The sequence below is a fragment of the Streptomyces sp. NPDC005808 genome, assembly GCF_042871385.1.
Classification (GTDB): domain Bacteria; phylum Actinomycetota; class Actinomycetes; order Streptomycetales; family Streptomycetaceae; genus Streptomyces.
In genome coordinates this window covers 246,042-262,275 of record NZ_JBIAIK010000009.1, presented here as the reverse complement: position 1 = coordinate 262,275, position 16,234 = coordinate 246,042, and the positions used below count along the sequence as shown (strand labels likewise).

Below are 16,234 nucleotides of genomic sequence, written 5' to 3'. Positions count from 1 at the left end.
CCGATTCTGCCCGACGCGTCCCCCGGCCCCTCTGCGCGGTGCCTCGCGCCTTCCCGGCCCCACCCTCGACGCCTGCCGGGCGCCCGGCACGGGTGTGCGAGCCGAGCGTTTTCTCGCCCCCTCCGCCCCGGCCCATCCCGTACCTGGACTGCGCCCCCAGACCCCGCTTCGGCCTGAACGGCCTCGCCCTGGAAAGCCGGACGGGCTGAAGCTGCTCATCCGGGACCGAGAGGGCGCTAGGAGGCCCGATTTCCCGTTCCCGTTCCCCTGGTCGCCCGATCCTGAGGGTCTGGTCGGACGGGTGGGGTTTGTCGGCCCGAGGCTCCGTCACCCCTCGTAGTGGCCCTCGTCGAGTTTCTTCTCACCGTGCAGCGTGAACAGGCGAATGCTCTTGTCCATCTCCGTACTGAACACCGCCAGATGGACGTTCAGTGTGCCGCTGACGTCGTATCCCCCGTACACCGTCCAGGCGAGGACCACGTTGCCGGTACTGCTCGGGGTCGTGCCAGGCACTGCGGTCAGTGTCCCGGTGGCGCCGCCCGTCGCCGTGACCCGGGCGTACGGGGCGATGTCGACGGTGACGTCCGTAGCCCCGTAGAGCCCGACCGACGCCTCGGCTCCCAGCGTGGCCTTCGCGTTACCCGCGCTCGTCACGGCCGACTTCACGGGGCTGACCGCCATCGAGGCCTTGTTGACCGGACTCCAGCCGGTCGCGCGGCTGTAGCTGCCGCCGGCCGTGAAGTCGCCGGTCGCGCTCTGCGAGACGCGGACGCTGACCTTGCCGTCGGCGTCGACCTGGTAGTACAGGACGTAGCCGAGGTTGACCACGACCGGCACCGGGCCGACATAGATCACGACATCGGTGGTCAGTTGGGCGAACGGCACCTTGGTGCCCTTCTGCGCGGCGGACGCCTGCCCGTCAAGCTCCCACCGCGAGGCCCAGTCACCGGACAGGCCGATGTAGGCGGAGGCCGGCTGACCCTCGGCGCCGACGCTGCTGCCGTCGTACGCGAACTCGACCTCGGGGGTCAGCTCCACGTAGCCCTTGACCGACGCCTCGGCGGACTCGGAGGCGTCGGCGGGGGTCGCCACCGAGTCGCTGACGTCGACCCGGATCGTCCCCAGCGACACATCCGCCCCCTTCGAGCCGAAGGTGGCGCCGCTGCCCTTCTTCCCGGAGACGGTCACACCCGCGTCCAGCGCCTTGACCGTGACGGAAGACGGATCCACTGCCACCGTTTTATCGACCTTGCTCTTCCCCAGCAGTTCGCGGAGCGTGGCCGGCTCAGTCGCGACCTCAGTGCCCGTGGCCGTCCCGCCCAGTACCCGGGTGACCTTGACCAGCAGGCCGTCGGGCGCCGACGGCACCGGCGCGCTGGCAAGGACGTCACCGGCGGCGACGGCTGCAGGCTTCGAATCACCGTCCGAAACCACGGCCCGCCCGCTCTTCGCGTCGTACGAAGTCACCTTCAGAGACGACTGCTGCGCCGGCTGGTCCCCGGCGGATGCGCGGGCCATCGCAGCCGAGCTGGTCCCGGCCGCCGTGGCCGCGCCGGTGGCAGTCGAACCGGCGGACCCGGTGGCGGAGGCAGAAGGGGACGATACGGTTCCGGCCACCTTCTGCATCCCGCTGTCGGCCGCTCCGGTCTGTGTTCCGGTCCCCTGCGGCGCCCCTGTCGCGGAGCAGCCCGCCATGGCCAAGGCCGCCAGCGTCAGAGCCGAAATCAGCGAATTCCGCATACCGTTGCGCACATCAGGTCCTCTGAAGTCGGGGCGGCGATCGAATTATCTGCCCAGTGGTGTGCATGACCTTTTCATGCACACCACTGGGCAGATAAGGGCTCCACAGGCAACGTGGGGCGTGACTTACCTCACGCCAGCCGAACCACTCGCCCCCCACAGCCCTCCTGCGCCCCGTCGGCACCAACCCCGGCCCTGAACACCTACCCCAGGACGGGCAATTCGGCCGCGGCTCCGGATCCGCTGCCACAGTCACCGAAGCCACCCATTGCGACCGGCCGCATCCGGAAGACCACGGAAGGGGCCGGGGGCCGGGGGCCGGGGGCCGGTAGATCAAACGCCCTTCGCGTACGTCCGCGCCCCCGGATCCCCGCCCCCATCCTGATCCGGCGGCGACGGGCGGATGCACCGGCCCCCGACCCCGACTCCGACCCACCCACCCACCCACCCACCCAGCCGGCAGCACGCACCCCGCGCGACCCACATCCGGCGCCCCGCAGCCCGACACCCCGCACCGCCCGCACCCCGCACCGCCCGCACCCCGCACCGCCCGCACCAAGCACCCGACACCCCGGCACTCCGGCACTCCGGCACTCCGGCACTCCGGCACTCCGGCACTCCGCAGACAACCCCCAGGGCTGTACAGCCGCTACGCGCGTAGATATGCTCGGCTAGTGACCATGCCCACCACTGCACCCGCTGCTGCACACGCACTCGGCGACGTAACCGCGTCCGACAGCACGCTGCGCCGCTTCCTCCACGGGCTCCCCGGCGTAGACGCGGTCGGCCTGGAGGCGCGCGCCACCTCGCTCGGCACCCGTTCCATCAAGACCACGGCCAAGGCGTACGCCATCGACCTCGCCATCTCGATGGTCGACCTGACGACGCTGGAAGGCGCGGACACCCCGGGCAAGGTCCGGGCGCTCGGCGCCAAGGCGGTCCGCCCGGACCCGACCGACCGCACGGCGCCGGCCACGGCCGCGGTCTGCGTCTATCCCGACATGGTGGCCACCGCCAAGGACGCCGTCGCCGGCTCCGGCGTGAAGGTCGCCTCCGTCGCCACCGCCTTCCCGGCCGGCCGAGCCGCCCTCGACGTCAAGCTGGCCGACGTACGGGACGCCATCGCCGCGGGCGCCGACGAGATCGACATGGTCATCGACCGCGGCGCGTTCCTCGCGGGCAAATATCTGAAGGTGTACGACGAGATCACCGCCGTGAAGGAGACCTGCGGGACCCGCGCCCGCCTCAAGGTCATCTTCGAGACCGGCGAACTGTCGACGTACGACAACATCCGCCGCGCCAGCTGGCTCGGCATGCTCGCCGGCGCCGACTTCATCAAGACCTCCACCGGCAAGGTGGCGGTGAACGCGACCCCGGCGAACACGCTGCTCATGCTGGAAGCCGTACGCGACTTCCGCGCCCAGACCGGCGTGCAGATCGGCGTGAAGCCGGCCGGCGGCATCCGCACGACCAAGGACGCGATCAAGTTCCTCGTCCTGGTCAACGAGACCGCGGGCGAGGACTGGCTGGACAACCACTGGTTCCGCTTCGGCGCGTCCTCGCTCCTGAACGACCTGCTGATGCAGCGTCAGAAGCTGGCCACCGGCCGCTACTCCGGCCCCGACTACGTGACGGTGGACTGATCACCATGCCCATGGAAAAGCGGTCACCCGCATTCGACTACGCACCGGCGCCCGAGTCCCGCTCCGTCGTCGACATCGCCCCTTCCTACGGCCTGTTCATCGACGGCGAGTTCACGGAAGCCACCGACGGCAGGGTCTTCAAAACGGTCAGCCCGTCCACCGAAGAGGTCCTCGCCGAGATCGCCCAGGCGGGCGAGGCGGACGTCGACCGTGCCGTCAGGGCGGCCCGCAAGGCGTTCGAGAAGTGGTCGGCACTGCCCGGCTCCGAGCGCGCCAAGTACCTGTTCCGCATCGCCCGGATCATCCAGGAGCGCTCGCGCGAGCTCGCCGTCCTCGAAACCCTCGACAACGGCAAGCCCATCAAGGAGACGAGGGACGCCGACCTCCCCCTCGTGGCCGCGCACTTCTTCTACTACGCGGGCTGGGCCGACAAGCTCGACCACGCGGGCTTCGGCGCGAACCCCCGGCCCCTCGGCGTCGCGGGCCAGGTCATCCCCTGGAACTTCCCCCTGCTGATGCTGGCCTGGAAGATCGCCCCGGCCCTGGCGACCGGCAACACCGTGGTCCTCAAGCCCGCCGAGACGACCCCCCTGTCCGCCTTGTTCTTCGCGGACATCTGCCGCCAGGCGGGGCTGCCCAAGGGCGTCGTCAACATCCTTCCCGGGTACGGCGACACGGGCGCGGCCCTCGTCGAGCACCCGGACGTCAACAAGGTGGCCTTCACAGGCTCCACCGCCGTCGGCAAGGCGATCGCCCGCCAGGTGGCCGGCACGACCAAGAAGGTCACCCTCGAACTCGGCGGCAAGGGCGCGAACATCGTCTTCGACGACGCCCCCATCGACCAGGCCGTAGAGGGCATCGTCACCGGCATCTTCTTCAACCAGGGCCAGGTCTGCTGCGCGGGCAGCCGTCTCCTCGTACAGGAGTCGATCGAGGACGAGTTGCTGGACTCCCTCAAGCGCCGCCTCTCGACGCTCCGTCTCGGTGATCCCCTCGACAAGAACACGGACATCGGCGCGATCAACTCCGCCGAGCAGCTGTCCCGCATCACCACGCTCGTCGAGCGGGGCGAGGCGGAGGGCGCCGAGCGCTGGTCCGCGCCCTGCGAACTCCCCTCCTCCGGCTACTGGTTCGCCCCGACGCTCTTCACGAACGTCACCCAGGCGCACACCATCGCCCGCGACGAGATCTTCGGCCCGGTCCTGTCCGTCCTCAGCTTCCGCACGCCGGACGAGGCGGTGGCCAAGGCCAACAACTCCCAGTACGGCCTCTCCGCCGGCATCTGGACGGAGAAGGGCTCCCGGATCCTCGCGGTCGCGGGCAAGCTCCGCGCCGGCGTCATCTGGTCCAACACGTTCAACAAGTTCGACCCCACCTCGCCGTTCGGCGGTTACAAGGAGTCGGGCTTCGGCCGCGAGGGCGGTCGCCACGGCCTGGAGGCGTACCTCGATGTCTGACAAGCCCGAGAAGACCGTAAAGCCCGGGAAGACGGCGAAGCCCGAGAAGACAGCGAAGCCCGGGAAATCGGATAAGCCGGAGACCTCGGAGAACTCGCAGAAGTCAGAGAACTCGGAGCAGAACCGTCTGAGCGTCTTCAAGACCTACAAGCTGTACGTCGGGGGCAAGTTCCCCCGCAGCGAGAGCGGCCGGGTGTACGAGGTGACCGACTCCAGGGGCAAGTGGCTGGCCAACGCGCCGCAGTCGTCCCGCAAGGACGCCCGTGACGCCGTGGTGGCGGCCCGCAAGGCGTTCGGCGGCTGGTCCGGGGCCACTGCGTACAACCGCGGCCAGATCCTGTACCGCGTCGCGGAGATGCTTGAGGGCCGCAAGGACCAGTTCGTGCGTGAGGTCGCGGACGCGGAAGGGCTCTCGAAGTCCGAGGCCGCGGCCGTCGTGGACGCGGCCGTCGACCGCTGGGTCTGGTACGCGGGCTGGACCGACAAGATCGCCCAGGTGGTCGGCGGCGCCAACCCGGTCGCGGGCCCGTACTTCAACCTGTCCACCCCGGAACCGACGGGCGTGGTCACCGTCCTGGCGCCCCAGGAGTCCTCGTTCCTCGGCCTGGTCTCGGTGATCGCCCCGGTGATCGCGACCGGCAACACGGTGATCGTCATCGCGAGCGAGAAGTCCCCGCTCCCGGCGCTGTCACTCGGCGAGGTCCTGGCGACCTCGGACCTGCCCGGCGGAGTCGTCAACGTCCTTTCGGGCCGGACCGCCGAAATCGCCGCGCCCCTGGCCGCGCACCAGGACGTCAACGCGATCGACCTGGCCGGCGCGGGCGCCGACGACGGCCTGGCGAAGGAACTGGAGATCGCGGCGGCGGACAACCTGAAGCGAGTTCTTCGTCCACAGGCTGTGGATTACTCCGAGACCCCCGGCACCGAGCGCCTCACCGCCTTCCTCGAGACGAAGACGGTCTGGCACCCGACGGGCGCGCTGGGCGCCTCAGGATCGTCCTATTGAGTCCTGAGTTCTGGGTCCTGGGTCCTGGGTCCTGGGTCCTGCGCCGAAGGACCGTCTCACTGAGTCCTGAGTCCTGAGTCCTGAGTCCTGAGTCCCGGAACCCGGTGCTTGAGACCCGGGACCCCGATCCGTGTCCCCGGGGTCCCGTTCTACGAGAGAGCCGCGCTCCCCCTCCGTCCAGGGGAAGCGCGGCTCTCTTGCGTGCCCGACGCCGCAGGCCCGACGCCGCACGTTCAGTGCAGCAGCCCCGCCGCCTGCCCGATCACCGGGATGCTGCCCACCGACGGCGCCTGCGCCAGCGGCCCCGTCAGGGCCTGCGAGGACAGCGGCTTGAAGTCGGCCAGCTGCGTGGCGACCCCGTTGTCGAGCGGGTCGACCCCGGTGCCGGCGAGGGGGTTGGGCTTGAGCCCCGCGACCGGCCCGGTGACGTACCCGACCGTGCCGGTCAGAGCCCCCAGGCCCGCCTGCGGGTCGATCTCGCCGAGCGAGGTGGGCCGGGTGCGCACGACGTCCACGACGGGGTCCGCATCCGCGACGGCCGGCGCGGCGACGGCCGCACCGGCAGCAACGACCACGCCGGCCGCGGTGGCGATGCGCGCGGTCCTGCGCGCCATGGTGGTCAGCTGGTCTGCGTGTCGGGCCATCACATTTCCTATTCGGGGAGCACTTGTCGGAGAGCAACTTGTCGGAGAGCAACTTGATTGACACGCAGAGTAGTTGACTCAGCCCCCCTTCCGGGCGGTCCTGGCGACGGATTCGCCTGTGCGGCCCAACAGGCATATCAGCGCCAGTCCACGGTGCACGTCGACATCCCCCGGCGCGAACCTCCGGGTCAGTCCGTTCCGTGACGGAGCCCTCGCCCCACTGACCGGAACGGCGGCGCGGGGCAGGGATAATGTCCAGGACGTTGCCGGCAGGCAGCGAGCCCAGGTCGAGTCACAGAAGGTACGGAGAATTGGGTTCCCATCCCCCGATACCCACCCGCGTGGTGCTGCTCTGCGGCCCCTCCGGCTCTGGAAAGTCCCTTCTCGCGGCCGCCTCCGGCCTCCCCGTGCTCCGCCTCGACGACTTCTACAAGGAGGGCACGGATCCGACGCTGCCCCAGGTGGAGGGCAGCGCGGACATCGACTGGGACCACCCGCTGTCCTGGGACGCGAGCGCCGCGGTCACCGCGATCGAGGAGCTGTGCCGCACTGGTCGTACGGCCATCCCCGTGTACGACATCTCGCTGAGCGCCCGTACCGGCACGGAGGCGCTGCACATCGACCGGACCCCGCTGTTCATCGCGGAGGGCATCTTCGCCGCCGAGATCGTCGGGCACTGCCAGGAGTTGGGCGTGCTGGCCGACGCGCTGTGCCTGTCCCGCGGCCCGGTGACGACGTTCCGGCGCCGATTCCTGCGGGACCTCAGGGAGGGCCGCAAGTCGGTCCTCTTCCTGCTGCGCCGCGGCTGGCGTCTGATGCGCGCCGAGCGCTCCATCGTGGCCCGCCAGACCGCCCTGGGCGCGTACCCCTGCGACAAGGGCGAAGCCCTGGGCCGGTTGACCGCGGCGGCCGCCGGCCGCTGCATGACCCCGCGCCCGGCGACGGCGTAAGCCGCACAGAAGCAGAGGACACACGAAAAGAGGCCCAGGCGGACCCCCCGTCCGCCTGGACCTTTCTCGTTTCCCCCGTGCTACCACGCGGTCCCCCGACCCCGTGGTTCCCCCGCCCCCATTGGTTCCCCCCGGAACCGCTCCCCCGTACTACCTCTTACCTTTTCTTGCTTCCCCCCAGACCTTCAGGCGACAAGCTCCCCGAAGGACTCCTCCTCGTCACGTCCGAAGCTGAGGACCTCGTCCTCACGCATCCGGCGGAGCGACCGCCAGATGCTTGACTTCACCGTGCCGACACTGATGTCGAGGATCTCCGCGATCTCCGGGTCCGTGCGGCCCTCGTAGTAACGAAGGACCAGCATGGTGCGCTGGAGTTCGGGCAGCCGGGCGAGCGCCTGCCACAGCACGGCGCGCAGCTCGGTGCCGCGCATCGCGTCGGTGTCACCGGCGGTCTCCGGCAGTTCCTCGGTCGGGTATTCGTTCAGCTTGCGGCGGCGCCACGCGCTGATGTGCAGATTGGTCATGGTGCGGCGGAGGTAGCCCCCGACCGCGGCCTTGTCACTGATCCGGTCCCAAGCCCGGTACGTCGAGAACAGCGCGCTCTGCAGCAGGTCCTCGGCCTCGAAGCGGTCACCGGTCAGGTGATAGGCGGTTGCGTAGAGGGAGGCGCGGCGCTCCTGGACGTAGGCGGTGAACTCCGCTTCCGACACCGAGCGCCGCTCCCCCGTGACCTCCCCGTACGCGGCTCCCCCGTGAGCCTGTCCCCCCGCGTCAACCACCGTCATGTACGACCCGGTGTGCTGACGCCCGGCGCCGCGAGCGCACCCCCGCCCGCTCACGACACCGGACTTCTCAGTGTTCCGGGTGACGGTGACAGTGACGTCGTGCAAACGCGTGACAACTGCGCCAGTGCCGGTGCTGTGCAGCGTGTTCATCTCGCGCCCCCCGTCGTGGAGTCCCGGTTCTTCGGTTCGTTCCGTCGTGCTGGCTTGCTTGTGTGGAAAAGCTTGCCCGGGCCACTTCATGACGGTGTCCGCCGACTGTCACAGACCTGTCACAGGGGTCGCCCGCAGGCGCGTCACGGCGGAGGCACAGGGTGATCACAGAGGAGAGCGGTAGCACTACGCAGACGACCGATCCGGGGCCTCGTCGAGGAGTCCCTGTGTGCGGGAGATGGATGGGAGCGCTCCAACGGTCGATACACGACCGTTGGATGGGCCAGAATGACGTCCGTGCCCTCCCTGTTGCTGATCGAAGACGACGACGCCATTCGCACGGCCCTGGAGCTGTCGCTGACGCGCCAGGGGCACCGTGTGGCCACCGCTGCCACGGGCGAGGACGGTCTGAAGCTGCTGCGTGAGCAACGGCCGGACCTGATCGTGCTGGACGTGATGCTGCCCGGCATCGACGGATTCGAGGTGTGCCGGCGTATCCGGCGCACCGACCAGCTCCCGATCATCCTGCTGACCGCGCGCAGCGACGACATCGACGTCGTGGTGGGCCTGGAGTCCGGCGCCGACGACTATGTCGTCAAGCCCGTGCAGGGCCGGGTGCTCGACGCGCGGATCCGTGCCGTCCTGCGGCGCGGCGAACGCGAGGCGAACGACTCGGCGTCCTTCGGCTCCCTCGTCATCGACCGTGCCGCCATGACGGTCACCAAGAACGGCGAGGATCTGCAGCTGACGCCCACCGAACTGCGGCTGCTCCTGGAGCTGAGCCGCAGGCCCGGACAGGCGCTGTCCCGCCAGCAGTTGCTGCGTCTGGTCTGGGAGCACGACTACCTCGGCGACTCGCGTCTCGTCGACGCGTGCGTCCAGCGACTGCGCGCCAAGGTCGAGGACGTCCCCTCTTCCCCCACGCTCATCCGTACCGTCCGGGGAGTCGGCTACCGGCTGGACAATCCTCAGTGACCAAACCGCAGGACAAGCTCCGCGGCTGGGCCGCGGCGCGCAGGGCGATCCTGTCCGGCCTGCGCTTCACCAGTCTGCGACTGCGGCTGGTGGTGGTGTTCGGACTCGTCGCGCTCACGGCCGCCGTATCGGCTTCGGGCATCGCGTACTGGCTCAACCGCGAGGCCGTCCTGACGCGTACGCAGGACGCGGTGCTGCGCGACTTCCAGCAGGAGATGACCAACCGCGCGAGCACGCTGCCGGTGCACCCGGCGCAGGCCGAACTCCAGCGCACGGCAGGGCAGATGTCGGCCAGCAGCCAGCGCTTCAGTGTGCTCCTGGTCGCCGAGGCCACGGACGGCAAGCAGATCACCGGCAACTCCGCGCTGGACACCTTCACGCTGGAGGACGTACCCAAGTCCCTCCAGAAGGCGGTGAACAAGGAGCAGCCGCTCTCCTCGAACAACAAGTCGGCGTACCACTTGTACTGGCAGCGCATCTCCGATGACGACAAGCCCTATCTCGTGGGCGGCGCGAAGGTGATCGGCGGCACCACTACCGGCTACATGCTCAAGTCCCTCGAACCCGAGGCGAAGGATCTCAACTCCCTCGCCTGGTCCCTGGGCATCGCGACCGGTCTGGCCCTGATCGGCTCGGCGCTGCTGGCGCAGGCCGCCGCGACGACGGTCCTCAAGCCGGTCCACCGCCTGGGCATCGCGGCCCGCCGCTTGGGCGAGGGCAAGCTGGACACCCGCCTGCGGGTTTCCGGCACCGACGAACTCGCCGATCTCTCCCGCACGTTCAACCACACGGCTGAGGCCCTGGAGAAGCGCGTCGACGACATGAGCGCCCGCGACGAGGCCTCCCGCCGTTTCGTGGCGGACATGTCCCACGAACTCCGTACGCCGCTCACCGCGATCACCGCCGTGACGGAGATCCTGGAAGAGGAACTGGACGCGGAGACCGGCAGCGTCGACCCGATGATCGAACCGGCCGTACGGCTCGTCGTCAGCGAGACCCGCCGGCTGAACGACCTCGTCGAGAACCTGATGGAGGTCACCCGCTTCGACGCGGGCACCGCCCGGCTGGTCCTGGACGACGTGGACATCGCCGACCAGATCACCGCGTGCATCGACGCCCGCGCCTGGCTGGACGCGGTCGACCTGGACGCCGAGCGCGGTGTCATGGTGCGCCTGGACCCGCGCCGCCTGGACGTGATCCTGGCCAACCTGATCGGCAACGCGCTCAAGCACGGCGGCTCGCCGGTACGGGTCTCGGTGCGCAAGGAGGCCGGCGCCCTGCTGATCGAGGTCCAGGACCACGGTCCGGGCATCCCCGAGGACGTACTCCCGCACGTCTTCGACCGCTTCTACAAGGCGAGCGCGTCCCGTCCCCGCTCGGAGGGCAGCGGCCTCGGCCTGTCCATCGCCCTGGAGAACGCGCACATCCACGGCGGCGAGATCACCGCGGCGAACGCGCCCAAGGGCGGCGCGGTCTTCACCCTCCGCCTCCCGCAGGACGCGCCGGTGCTCCTCGCCGACGACCCGCGCGACGAGGACGAGAGCGGGACCGGCACGGAGGCGAACACCGGATGACGACCCTACGACGCCGGTCCGCCCGCCCCTGGGCGGTCCTCGGCCGACTGACCACCCTGCTCAACGAAAGCGAACGCCGGACGCCGACCCCACGACGCCGGTCCGCCCGCCCCTGGGCGGTCCTCGGCCTGCTGGCGACGCTGCTCACGGGCTGTGGCATCCGCTCCACCCAGGTCCCCACGGACTTCGGCCCCGCGCCCTCGCGAGCCCCGTGTGCCGTGTCGGGCGACATCTCCACGCAGACCTCCGGGGGCGTCCCGGTCCAGGTCTTCCTGCTCTGCTCCGCGCAGCTCGTCGCGGTCGACCGGTCCGTCAACATCCCCGCCGGCACGGTGGAGGAGGCGCGGCGCGTGCTGGTTGCCCAAGGGCTGCTCGACGAACTCGCCGAGACCCCGTCCACGGCCGAGTTGCAGGCCGGCTATGCCACGGACGTACGCGGCGGCATGACGGTGAGCGGCCCCCGGGACAAGGACCCCGAGGACACCCTCCGCCTGAGCACCCCGCCGGACGACCTCACCCGCTTCTCCCTCGCCCAGATCGTCTGCACCTTCGCCAACTCCGCCGCAGCCCAGGACGACGGCACGGTCATCCTCGGCGGCCCGGACGCCGCCCCCCTCAACCGCTACGAATGCACCAGCGAGGTCCGCTCCAGCCCGGGCACGGAGTCGCCGCCTTCGACAAGAGTCGGGAACTGAGGTTTTCAGCCCGTCCGGCGTGGGGGTTTCAGCCCGTCCGGCGTTTGAGGACGAGGCCGTTCAGGCCGACGGCGGGGGCCTGGGGGCGGCAGCCCCCAGAAACAAGGGACGGGCAGGGGCGGAGGGGGCGAAGAAACCGCCCAGCCACACATGTGGCGTATGCCTCAGCCCCAACCTCCCCACCAACCCGGAACCGATCGCGCCGAACCCCGCGTCTTGGCCAGCGTGCAGCGTGAAGGTTCAGGCGGCGGCAGTGCCGCGATCCGCATCCGTGTGGCAGGAGGTGTCCTCCTCCTCGCGCACCTCGCCCTCGTCGCCTGGATCACCCTGCGCCCCCTCGACGTTCCCTGGGTGAGCGCCGCGAACCTGCGGCCCTTCGCCGGTATCAGGGCCGACCTCGCACTGGGCCCCCGGGAAGCGGCTCGCCGCATCGGCGAGGGCCTGATCCTGCTGGCCCCGCTGGGCGTCCTGCTCCCGACCGCGGGCGGCAAGCTCACCGTCTCCCCGCTCGGCTCCCTCGTCCGTACGGTCGCCGCCGGCGCCCTGCTCTCGCTGGGCATCGAACTCCTGCAGACCGGCGTCCCCGGCCAAGTGGTCGACGTCGACTCCCTGCTGCTGAACACGGTGGGCGTCGCTCTGGCGCACCTCGCGATCGTGCCTGCCGCCCGGTCCGGGCTCCGCCGCCGGGCGGAGAAGCAACGCCGCGCGGCACTCCGGCGGGAGGACACGGCTCAGGGTCGGACCCCGACGATTCCCAGGGTCGGGATCGCGCCGTAGAGCGACGCTTCGCCCGTTTCGTCTCCGTAGCCTTGAAGGCACAGAGTCGCTGAGTCCCCGAGTCGCGGAGTCACAGAGTCGCGGAGTCACAGAGACACCGCGATACAGAGACACCGCGATACAGAGACACCCGCTACTCAGAGACACAGAGACACAGCCGTCACGGCAAAGAAGTCTCCCGACACACGGTTCACGAAGGAGCCCCGATGAGCGCCATTGTCCGCCCGACCAACGGCCGCATGATCGGCGGAGTGTGCGCAGCGCTGGCAAAGCGCTTCGGCACCTCCGCGACCACGATGCGCGTGATCTTCGTCCTGTCGTGCCTGCTTCCGGGCCCGCAGTTCCTGCTCTACATAGCGCTGTGGTTCCTGTTCCCCTCGGAGGACAAGGCCCGCGCCACATCCTGGTAGGACGACCGCCGCGCCACGAAAAGGCCGGTGGGGCGCACCCGTTCAGGGTGCGCCCCACCGGCGTTTCGTCCGTGAAGCCAGCCTCAGCCGAGCGGCAGCCCGTTCACCGGCAGCCCGTGCGTGGGCAGGCCCTGCACCGGCAGTCCGCCGAGCAGTCCGGCCACCGGCGCGGTCGGCCCGTCGGCGAGGACGCGCGCGACGGCCGGCTGCGCGGCGGCCACACCCGCGCCGAGCGCGCCCTGCCCCTGGGCGATCGCCTCGCCCGCACCGGGGAGCGCCTTGGACACGTTCTCCGCGGGCAGCGTCGAGGTGACGGTGTCCAGCACCGAGGAGGCGTCCGGCAAGGCGGGCGCGGCATTCGCGGCACCCGCGCCCGCGGCGGCGAAGGCGGCACCGAGAGCGGCGACACCGAGGGTCTTGGCAGCAGACTGCTTCATTTTGAATGCGTCCTTGGATCCGTGAGACGGGGATGTGAGCGGTCCAAGACCGTAAACACCTCCAGCGGCCTTCCGCAAACATCGAAAAGCGCCCGAGTCATGGAGAACAGGTGAAGACCGAGCCGCTTCCCGCCTCGTCGGATCAGCCCTCATCCTCCCCGGAACCGCTGGTGGAAGCGGTCTGCTGGAACAGCCAGGCGGACTTCAGCTCGGCATATCCGGGCTTGAGCACGTCATTGATCATGGCCAGTCGTTCATCGAAAGGAATGAATGCTGACTTCATAGCATTGACGGAGAACCACTGCATGTCATCGAGTGAATAACCGAACGCCTCGACAAGTTGCTCGAATTCCCGGCTCATACTGGTACCGGACATGAGCCGATTATCGGTATTCACCGTGGCACGGAAATGCAGCCGGCGGAGCAGCCCGATCGGATGGGCGGCGTACGAGTCGGCGGCACCTGTCTGGAGGTTGGAGCTGGGGCACAGCTCCAGGGGGATGCGCTTGTCCCGTACGTACGAGGCGAGCCGTCCGAGCTGCACGGAGCCGTCCTCGTGGACCTTGATGTCGTCGATGATCCGCACGCCGTGCCCGAGCCGGTCGGCGCCGCACCACTGCAGCGCCTGCCAGATCGAGGGGAGCCCGAAGGCCTCACCGGCGTGGATGGTGAAGTGGTTGTTCTCGCGCTTGAGGTACTCGAAGGCGTCGAGGTGTCGGGTGGGCGGGAACCCGGCCTCGGCGCCTGCGATGTCGAATCCAACGACACCGCCGCCCGCCAGGTCCCGGTACCGGTTGGCGAGTTCGGCGATCTCCAGGGCGCGGGCGGCGTGCCGCATCGCGGTGAGCAGTGCGCCGACGCGGATCCGGTGGCCGTTCTCGCGGGCCAGCCGCTCGCCTTCCCTGAAGCCCTCGTTGACCGCCTCGACGACCTCTTCGAGACTGAGCCCGCCCTCCAGGTGCTGCTCGGGCGCGTAACGCACCTCGGCGTACACGACGCCGTCCTCGGCGAGGTCCTCGGCGCACTCGGCCGCGACCCGGACGAGGGCTTCACGGGTCTGCATGACGGCGCAGGTGTGGGCGAATGTCTCCAGATACCGTTCCAGAGAACCGGAGTCGGCGGCCTCGCGGAACCAGATGCCGAGCTTGTCGGGATCAGTCTCGGGGAGGCCGGAGTAGCCCGTGGTGCGGGCGAGTTCGACGATCGTCCCGGGGCGCAGACCCCCGTCGAGATGATCGTGCAGCAGGACCTTGGGCGCCCGGCGGATCTGCTCCGAGCTCGGGGTGTTCCGGATCTGGCTCGTCATTACCGCACTCTAGCCCCTACGCGCGTAGATCTCCTGCCGGGCAGATGTGTCGATACGTAACGGTGACCCCGCCGACGGGTGGCGTACACCACTGCTTCTGAGACTGTTCTGTCATGGCACACCAAGCGACGCCGGTTCGCAGAGCCCGGCTGGGGAGGGCGCTCGGCTCGGAACCGACGGCGGTCAGCGGGGTCGTCCTGCTGCTCCCGGGCGGCGAGGAGACCTCCGCCCGCAGACCGTCCTCCATGCTGGCGGCCGCTTCCGTCCACACGCTGGGGCGCCGGCTGACGCGCGCGGGGCGCGCAGAAGGCCTGGCCACGCACGTCGTGCACTACCGGGTCCGCGGCTGGAACGGCAGCGAGGCGGAGTTGGCGGCCGACGCGTCCTGGGCCGCCGACGAGGTCGTACGCAGATACGGAGATGTCCCGGTGTGCCTTGTCGGCGTCGACATGGGTGGCCGGGCGGCGCTGCGCGCGGGCGGCCACACCGCCGTCAACTCCGTACTCGCGCTTGCCCCTTGGCTGCCCGAGGAGGACGTGGCGGCACCCCCCGAACCGGTGAAACAGCTCGCCGGGCGACGCGTGCTGATCGTGCATGGCACCAACGACGAGCGCACCGATCCGGAGTTGTCCTTCCGTCTCGCGGCCCGCGCGAAGAAGGCCAACCGCGACATCTGCCGCTTCGAGGTCCACTCCGACGGCCACGCACTGCAGCAGCACCGGACCGAAGTCATGGCCCTGGCCGAGGACTTCGTCCTGGGCGCGCTGTTCAGCCGTTCTTTCTCCCGGCCGGTCGAGGACGCCTTCGCCGCGCCGCCGCCGCTGGGGCTGCGGATGCCGCTCGCGGCGGGCTTCGGGCAGGCGCGGCGCCGGTAGCCGCCTGCGCAGAGCCCGTACAGGGCACACCACACACGAAGATCCACAACACCCGGCACCCCACATCGCAAGACCCCCTTGCACATCTTTACTGAAAATGATTATCGTCTTTACGTGCCCATGGAGGGCATGAACATGACTCAGGGGGGTCTCTTTTGCGTACCCGCAATCGCCTGCTGACCGTTTCCGGCATCGCCGCCGCCGCTCTCGCCGCGGCCGGCCTCAACACGTCCGCCTTCGCCGCGACAACGCTGTCGTCCGGGCATGTCGACGTACTCGACACGGAGTGGGACGGCAGCGCCCTGCACCTGCACGTGCACGACGAGGTGACCGAGACCGAGTACGAGCCGGCCGACGTGACGCTGGCCGTCCCGGCGGCCGCGAAGGTCACCAACCCGGGCTACGCCTTCCTCGGTACCGGCAGCCAGGTGTGGCTGCTGCCCGACACGGAGGCCGAGGCCACCGCGGCCGGCGTGCTGTTCGCCGGCGTCTCCACCGAACACCTCACCACCGGCACCTTCACCGGCGACACCGTCACCTACACCCTGGTGAACGCGACCCGCAACGGCGCGAGCACCGAGGACTTCAGCGTCTACAGCGACGCCTCGGGCTCGGTGAACCGCTACTTCGACAGCGGCAGCACCGCCAATCGCTCCGAGTCGTTCACCGTCGGCGCCCACAACCACCCCAACTGGGCCTTCGAGGAGGCGGGCACCTACCAGGTCACCTTCACCGTGAGCGGCACGGTGGGCGGCGGCACGGTCACCTCCGAGCAGGAGACCCTGACCTTCGTCGTGTCGGGCTGATCCG

General features: G+C 69.7%; 16 protein-coding genes. 11 read left to right on the top strand and 5 right to left on the bottom strand.

The features are described from left to right. Positions 1–327: 327 nt before the first annotated feature. Entirely contained in the window at positions 328–1,518 is a 1,191-nt protein-coding gene (locus tag ACFYPC_RS21935; RefSeq protein WP_388678656.1) for a hypothetical protein, read from the bottom strand. 902 nt (positions 1,519–2,420) lie between these two features. Between ACFYPC_RS21935 and deoC the strand changes: the two genes are divergently transcribed. The 3 genes from deoC to ACFYPC_RS21920 are packed head-to-tail and all read left to right on the top strand — an operon-like array spanning position 2,421 to position 5,846. After that, on the top strand, positions 2,421–3,383 hold the full coding sequence (deoC, locus tag ACFYPC_RS21930; protein ID WP_388678653.1) for a deoxyribose-phosphate aldolase: 963 nt from the start codon (positions 2,421–2,423) through the stop codon (positions 3,381–3,383). An 11-nt stretch (positions 3,384–3,394) separates the two neighbouring features. Continuing rightward, positions 3,395–4,840 (top strand): aldehyde dehydrogenase family protein, encoded by a 1,446-nt coding sequence (locus ACFYPC_RS21925; protein WP_388678882.1) that lies wholly within the window; start codon positions 3,395–3,397, stop codon positions 4,838–4,840. Beyond that, a complete protein-coding gene (locus ACFYPC_RS21920; RefSeq protein WP_388678651.1) occupies positions 4,833–5,846 on the top strand; it encodes an aldehyde dehydrogenase family protein in 1,014 nt (337 codons plus the stop codon). The genes ACFYPC_RS21925 and ACFYPC_RS21920 overlap by 8 nt, the downstream gene beginning before the upstream one ends. Positions 5,847–6,079: 233 nt before the next feature. Here ACFYPC_RS21920 and ACFYPC_RS21915 read toward each other — a convergent pair whose 3' ends face one another. Further along, positions 6,080–6,490, bottom strand: a complete 411-nt coding sequence (locus tag ACFYPC_RS21915) for a hypothetical protein (RefSeq protein ID WP_388678648.1) — start codon at positions 6,488–6,490, stop codon at positions 6,080–6,082. Positions 6,491–6,801: 311 nt separating this feature from the next. On the opposite strand from ACFYPC_RS21915, the gene ACFYPC_RS21910 reads away from it, so the two are divergent. Then, positions 6,802–7,440 carry a uridine kinase gene (locus ACFYPC_RS21910; RefSeq protein WP_388678646.1) on the top strand — a complete coding sequence of 213 codons (639 nt, stop codon included), beginning with the start codon at positions 6,802–6,804 and terminating at the stop codon, positions 7,438–7,440. 185 nt (positions 7,441–7,625) lie between these two features. Here ACFYPC_RS21910 and ACFYPC_RS21905 read toward each other — a convergent pair whose 3' ends face one another. Continuing rightward, positions 7,626–8,375: a SigE family RNA polymerase sigma factor gene (locus ACFYPC_RS21905; protein ID WP_388678643.1), complete on the bottom strand. Its 750-nt coding sequence runs from the start codon at positions 8,373–8,375 to the stop codon at positions 7,626–7,628. A gap of 297 nt (positions 8,376–8,672) precedes the next feature. On the opposite strand from ACFYPC_RS21905, the gene afsQ1 reads away from it, so the two are divergent. The 5 genes from afsQ1 (at position 8,673) to ACFYPC_RS21880 (ending at position 12,806) form a co-directional block, all read left to right on the top strand. After that, positions 8,673–9,350: a two-component system response regulator AfsQ1 gene (afsQ1, locus tag ACFYPC_RS21900; RefSeq protein WP_037625670.1), complete on the top strand. Its 678-nt coding sequence runs from the start codon at positions 8,673–8,675 to the stop codon at positions 9,348–9,350. Then, positions 9,347–10,924 carry an ATP-binding protein gene (locus tag ACFYPC_RS21895; protein WP_388678641.1) on the top strand — a complete coding sequence of 526 codons (1,578 nt, stop codon included), beginning with the start codon at positions 9,347–9,349 and terminating at the stop codon, positions 10,922–10,924. The genes afsQ1 and ACFYPC_RS21895 overlap by 4 nt, the downstream gene beginning before the upstream one ends. Then, entirely contained in the window at positions 10,921–11,619 is a 699-nt protein-coding gene (locus tag ACFYPC_RS21890) for a hypothetical protein (RefSeq protein WP_388678639.1), read from the top strand. The genes ACFYPC_RS21895 and ACFYPC_RS21890 overlap by 4 nt, the downstream gene beginning before the upstream one ends. Positions 11,620–11,844: 225 nt before the next feature. After that, positions 11,845–12,396 carry a VanZ family protein gene (locus tag ACFYPC_RS21885; RefSeq protein WP_388678638.1) on the top strand — a complete coding sequence of 184 codons (552 nt, stop codon included), beginning with the start codon at positions 11,845–11,847 and terminating at the stop codon, positions 12,394–12,396. Between the two features lie 206 nt (positions 12,397–12,602). Further along, entirely contained in the window at positions 12,603–12,806 is a 204-nt protein-coding gene (locus tag ACFYPC_RS21880) for a PspC domain-containing protein (protein ID WP_385736655.1), read from the top strand. A gap of 83 nt (positions 12,807–12,889) precedes the next feature. Here ACFYPC_RS21880 and ACFYPC_RS21875 read toward each other — a convergent pair whose 3' ends face one another. Both ACFYPC_RS21875 and ACFYPC_RS21870 read right to left on the bottom strand, forming a co-directional pair. Beyond that, positions 12,890–13,243 carry an ATP-binding protein gene (locus tag ACFYPC_RS21875; RefSeq protein WP_388678636.1) on the bottom strand — a complete coding sequence of 118 codons (354 nt, stop codon included), beginning with the start codon at positions 13,241–13,243 and terminating at the stop codon, positions 12,890–12,892. A 142-nt stretch (positions 13,244–13,385) separates the two neighbouring features. Beyond that, positions 13,386–14,549, bottom strand: coding sequence for an adenosine deaminase (locus ACFYPC_RS21870; RefSeq protein ID WP_388678634.1), 1,164 nt, complete (start codon positions 14,547–14,549; stop codon positions 13,386–13,388). A 113-nt stretch (positions 14,550–14,662) separates the two neighbouring features. On the opposite strand from ACFYPC_RS21870, the gene ACFYPC_RS21865 reads away from it, so the two are divergent. Next, positions 14,663–15,424 (top strand): alpha/beta hydrolase, encoded by a 762-nt coding sequence (locus ACFYPC_RS21865; protein WP_388678632.1) that lies wholly within the window; start codon positions 14,663–14,665, stop codon positions 15,422–15,424. A gap of 155 nt (positions 15,425–15,579) precedes the next feature. Further along, positions 15,580–16,230, top strand: a complete 651-nt coding sequence (locus ACFYPC_RS21860; protein WP_388678629.1) for a choice-of-anchor M domain-containing protein — start codon at positions 15,580–15,582, stop codon at positions 16,228–16,230. The last annotated feature ends 4 nt before the right edge of the window (positions 16,231–16,234 follow it).

Bases quoted from the DNA above. Each gene is read 5' to 3' on its own strand.
- ACFYPC_RS21935 (WP_388678656.1), bottom strand. From the start codon at position 1,518: ATGGCCCGCGCATCCGCCGGGGACCAGCCGGCGCAGCAGTCGTCTCTG.
- deoC (WP_388678653.1), top strand. From the start codon at position 2,421: ATGCCCACCACTGCACCCGCTGCTGCACACGCACTCGGCGACGTAACC.
- ACFYPC_RS21925 (WP_388678882.1), top strand. From the start codon at position 3,395: ATGGAAAAGCGGTCACCCGCATTCGACTACGCACCGGCGCCCGAGTCC.
- ACFYPC_RS21920 (WP_388678651.1), top strand. From the start codon at position 4,833: ATGTCTGACAAGCCCGAGAAGACCGTAAAGCCCGGGAAGACGGCGAAG.
- ACFYPC_RS21915 (WP_388678648.1), bottom strand. From the start codon at position 6,490: ATGGCCCGACACGCAGACCAGCTGACCACCATGGCGCGCAGGACCGCG.
- ACFYPC_RS21905 (WP_388678643.1), bottom strand. From the start codon at position 8,375: ATGAACACGCTGCACAGCACCGGCACTGGCGCAGTTGTCACGCGTTTG.
- ACFYPC_RS21890 (WP_388678639.1), top strand. From the start codon at position 10,921: ATGACGACCCTACGACGCCGGTCCGCCCGCCCCTGGGCGGTCCTCGGC.
- ACFYPC_RS21880 (WP_385736655.1), top strand. From the start codon at position 12,603: ATGAGCGCCATTGTCCGCCCGACCAACGGCCGCATGATCGGCGGAGTG.
- ACFYPC_RS21875 (WP_388678636.1), bottom strand. From the start codon at position 13,243: ATGAAGCAGTCTGCTGCCAAGACCCTCGGTGTCGCCGCTCTCGGTGCC.
- ACFYPC_RS21870 (WP_388678634.1), bottom strand. From the start codon at position 14,549: ATGACGAGCCAGATCCGGAACACCCCGAGCTCGGAGCAGATCCGCCGG.
- ACFYPC_RS21865 (WP_388678632.1), top strand. From the start codon at position 14,663: ATGGCACACCAAGCGACGCCGGTTCGCAGAGCCCGGCTGGGGAGGGCG.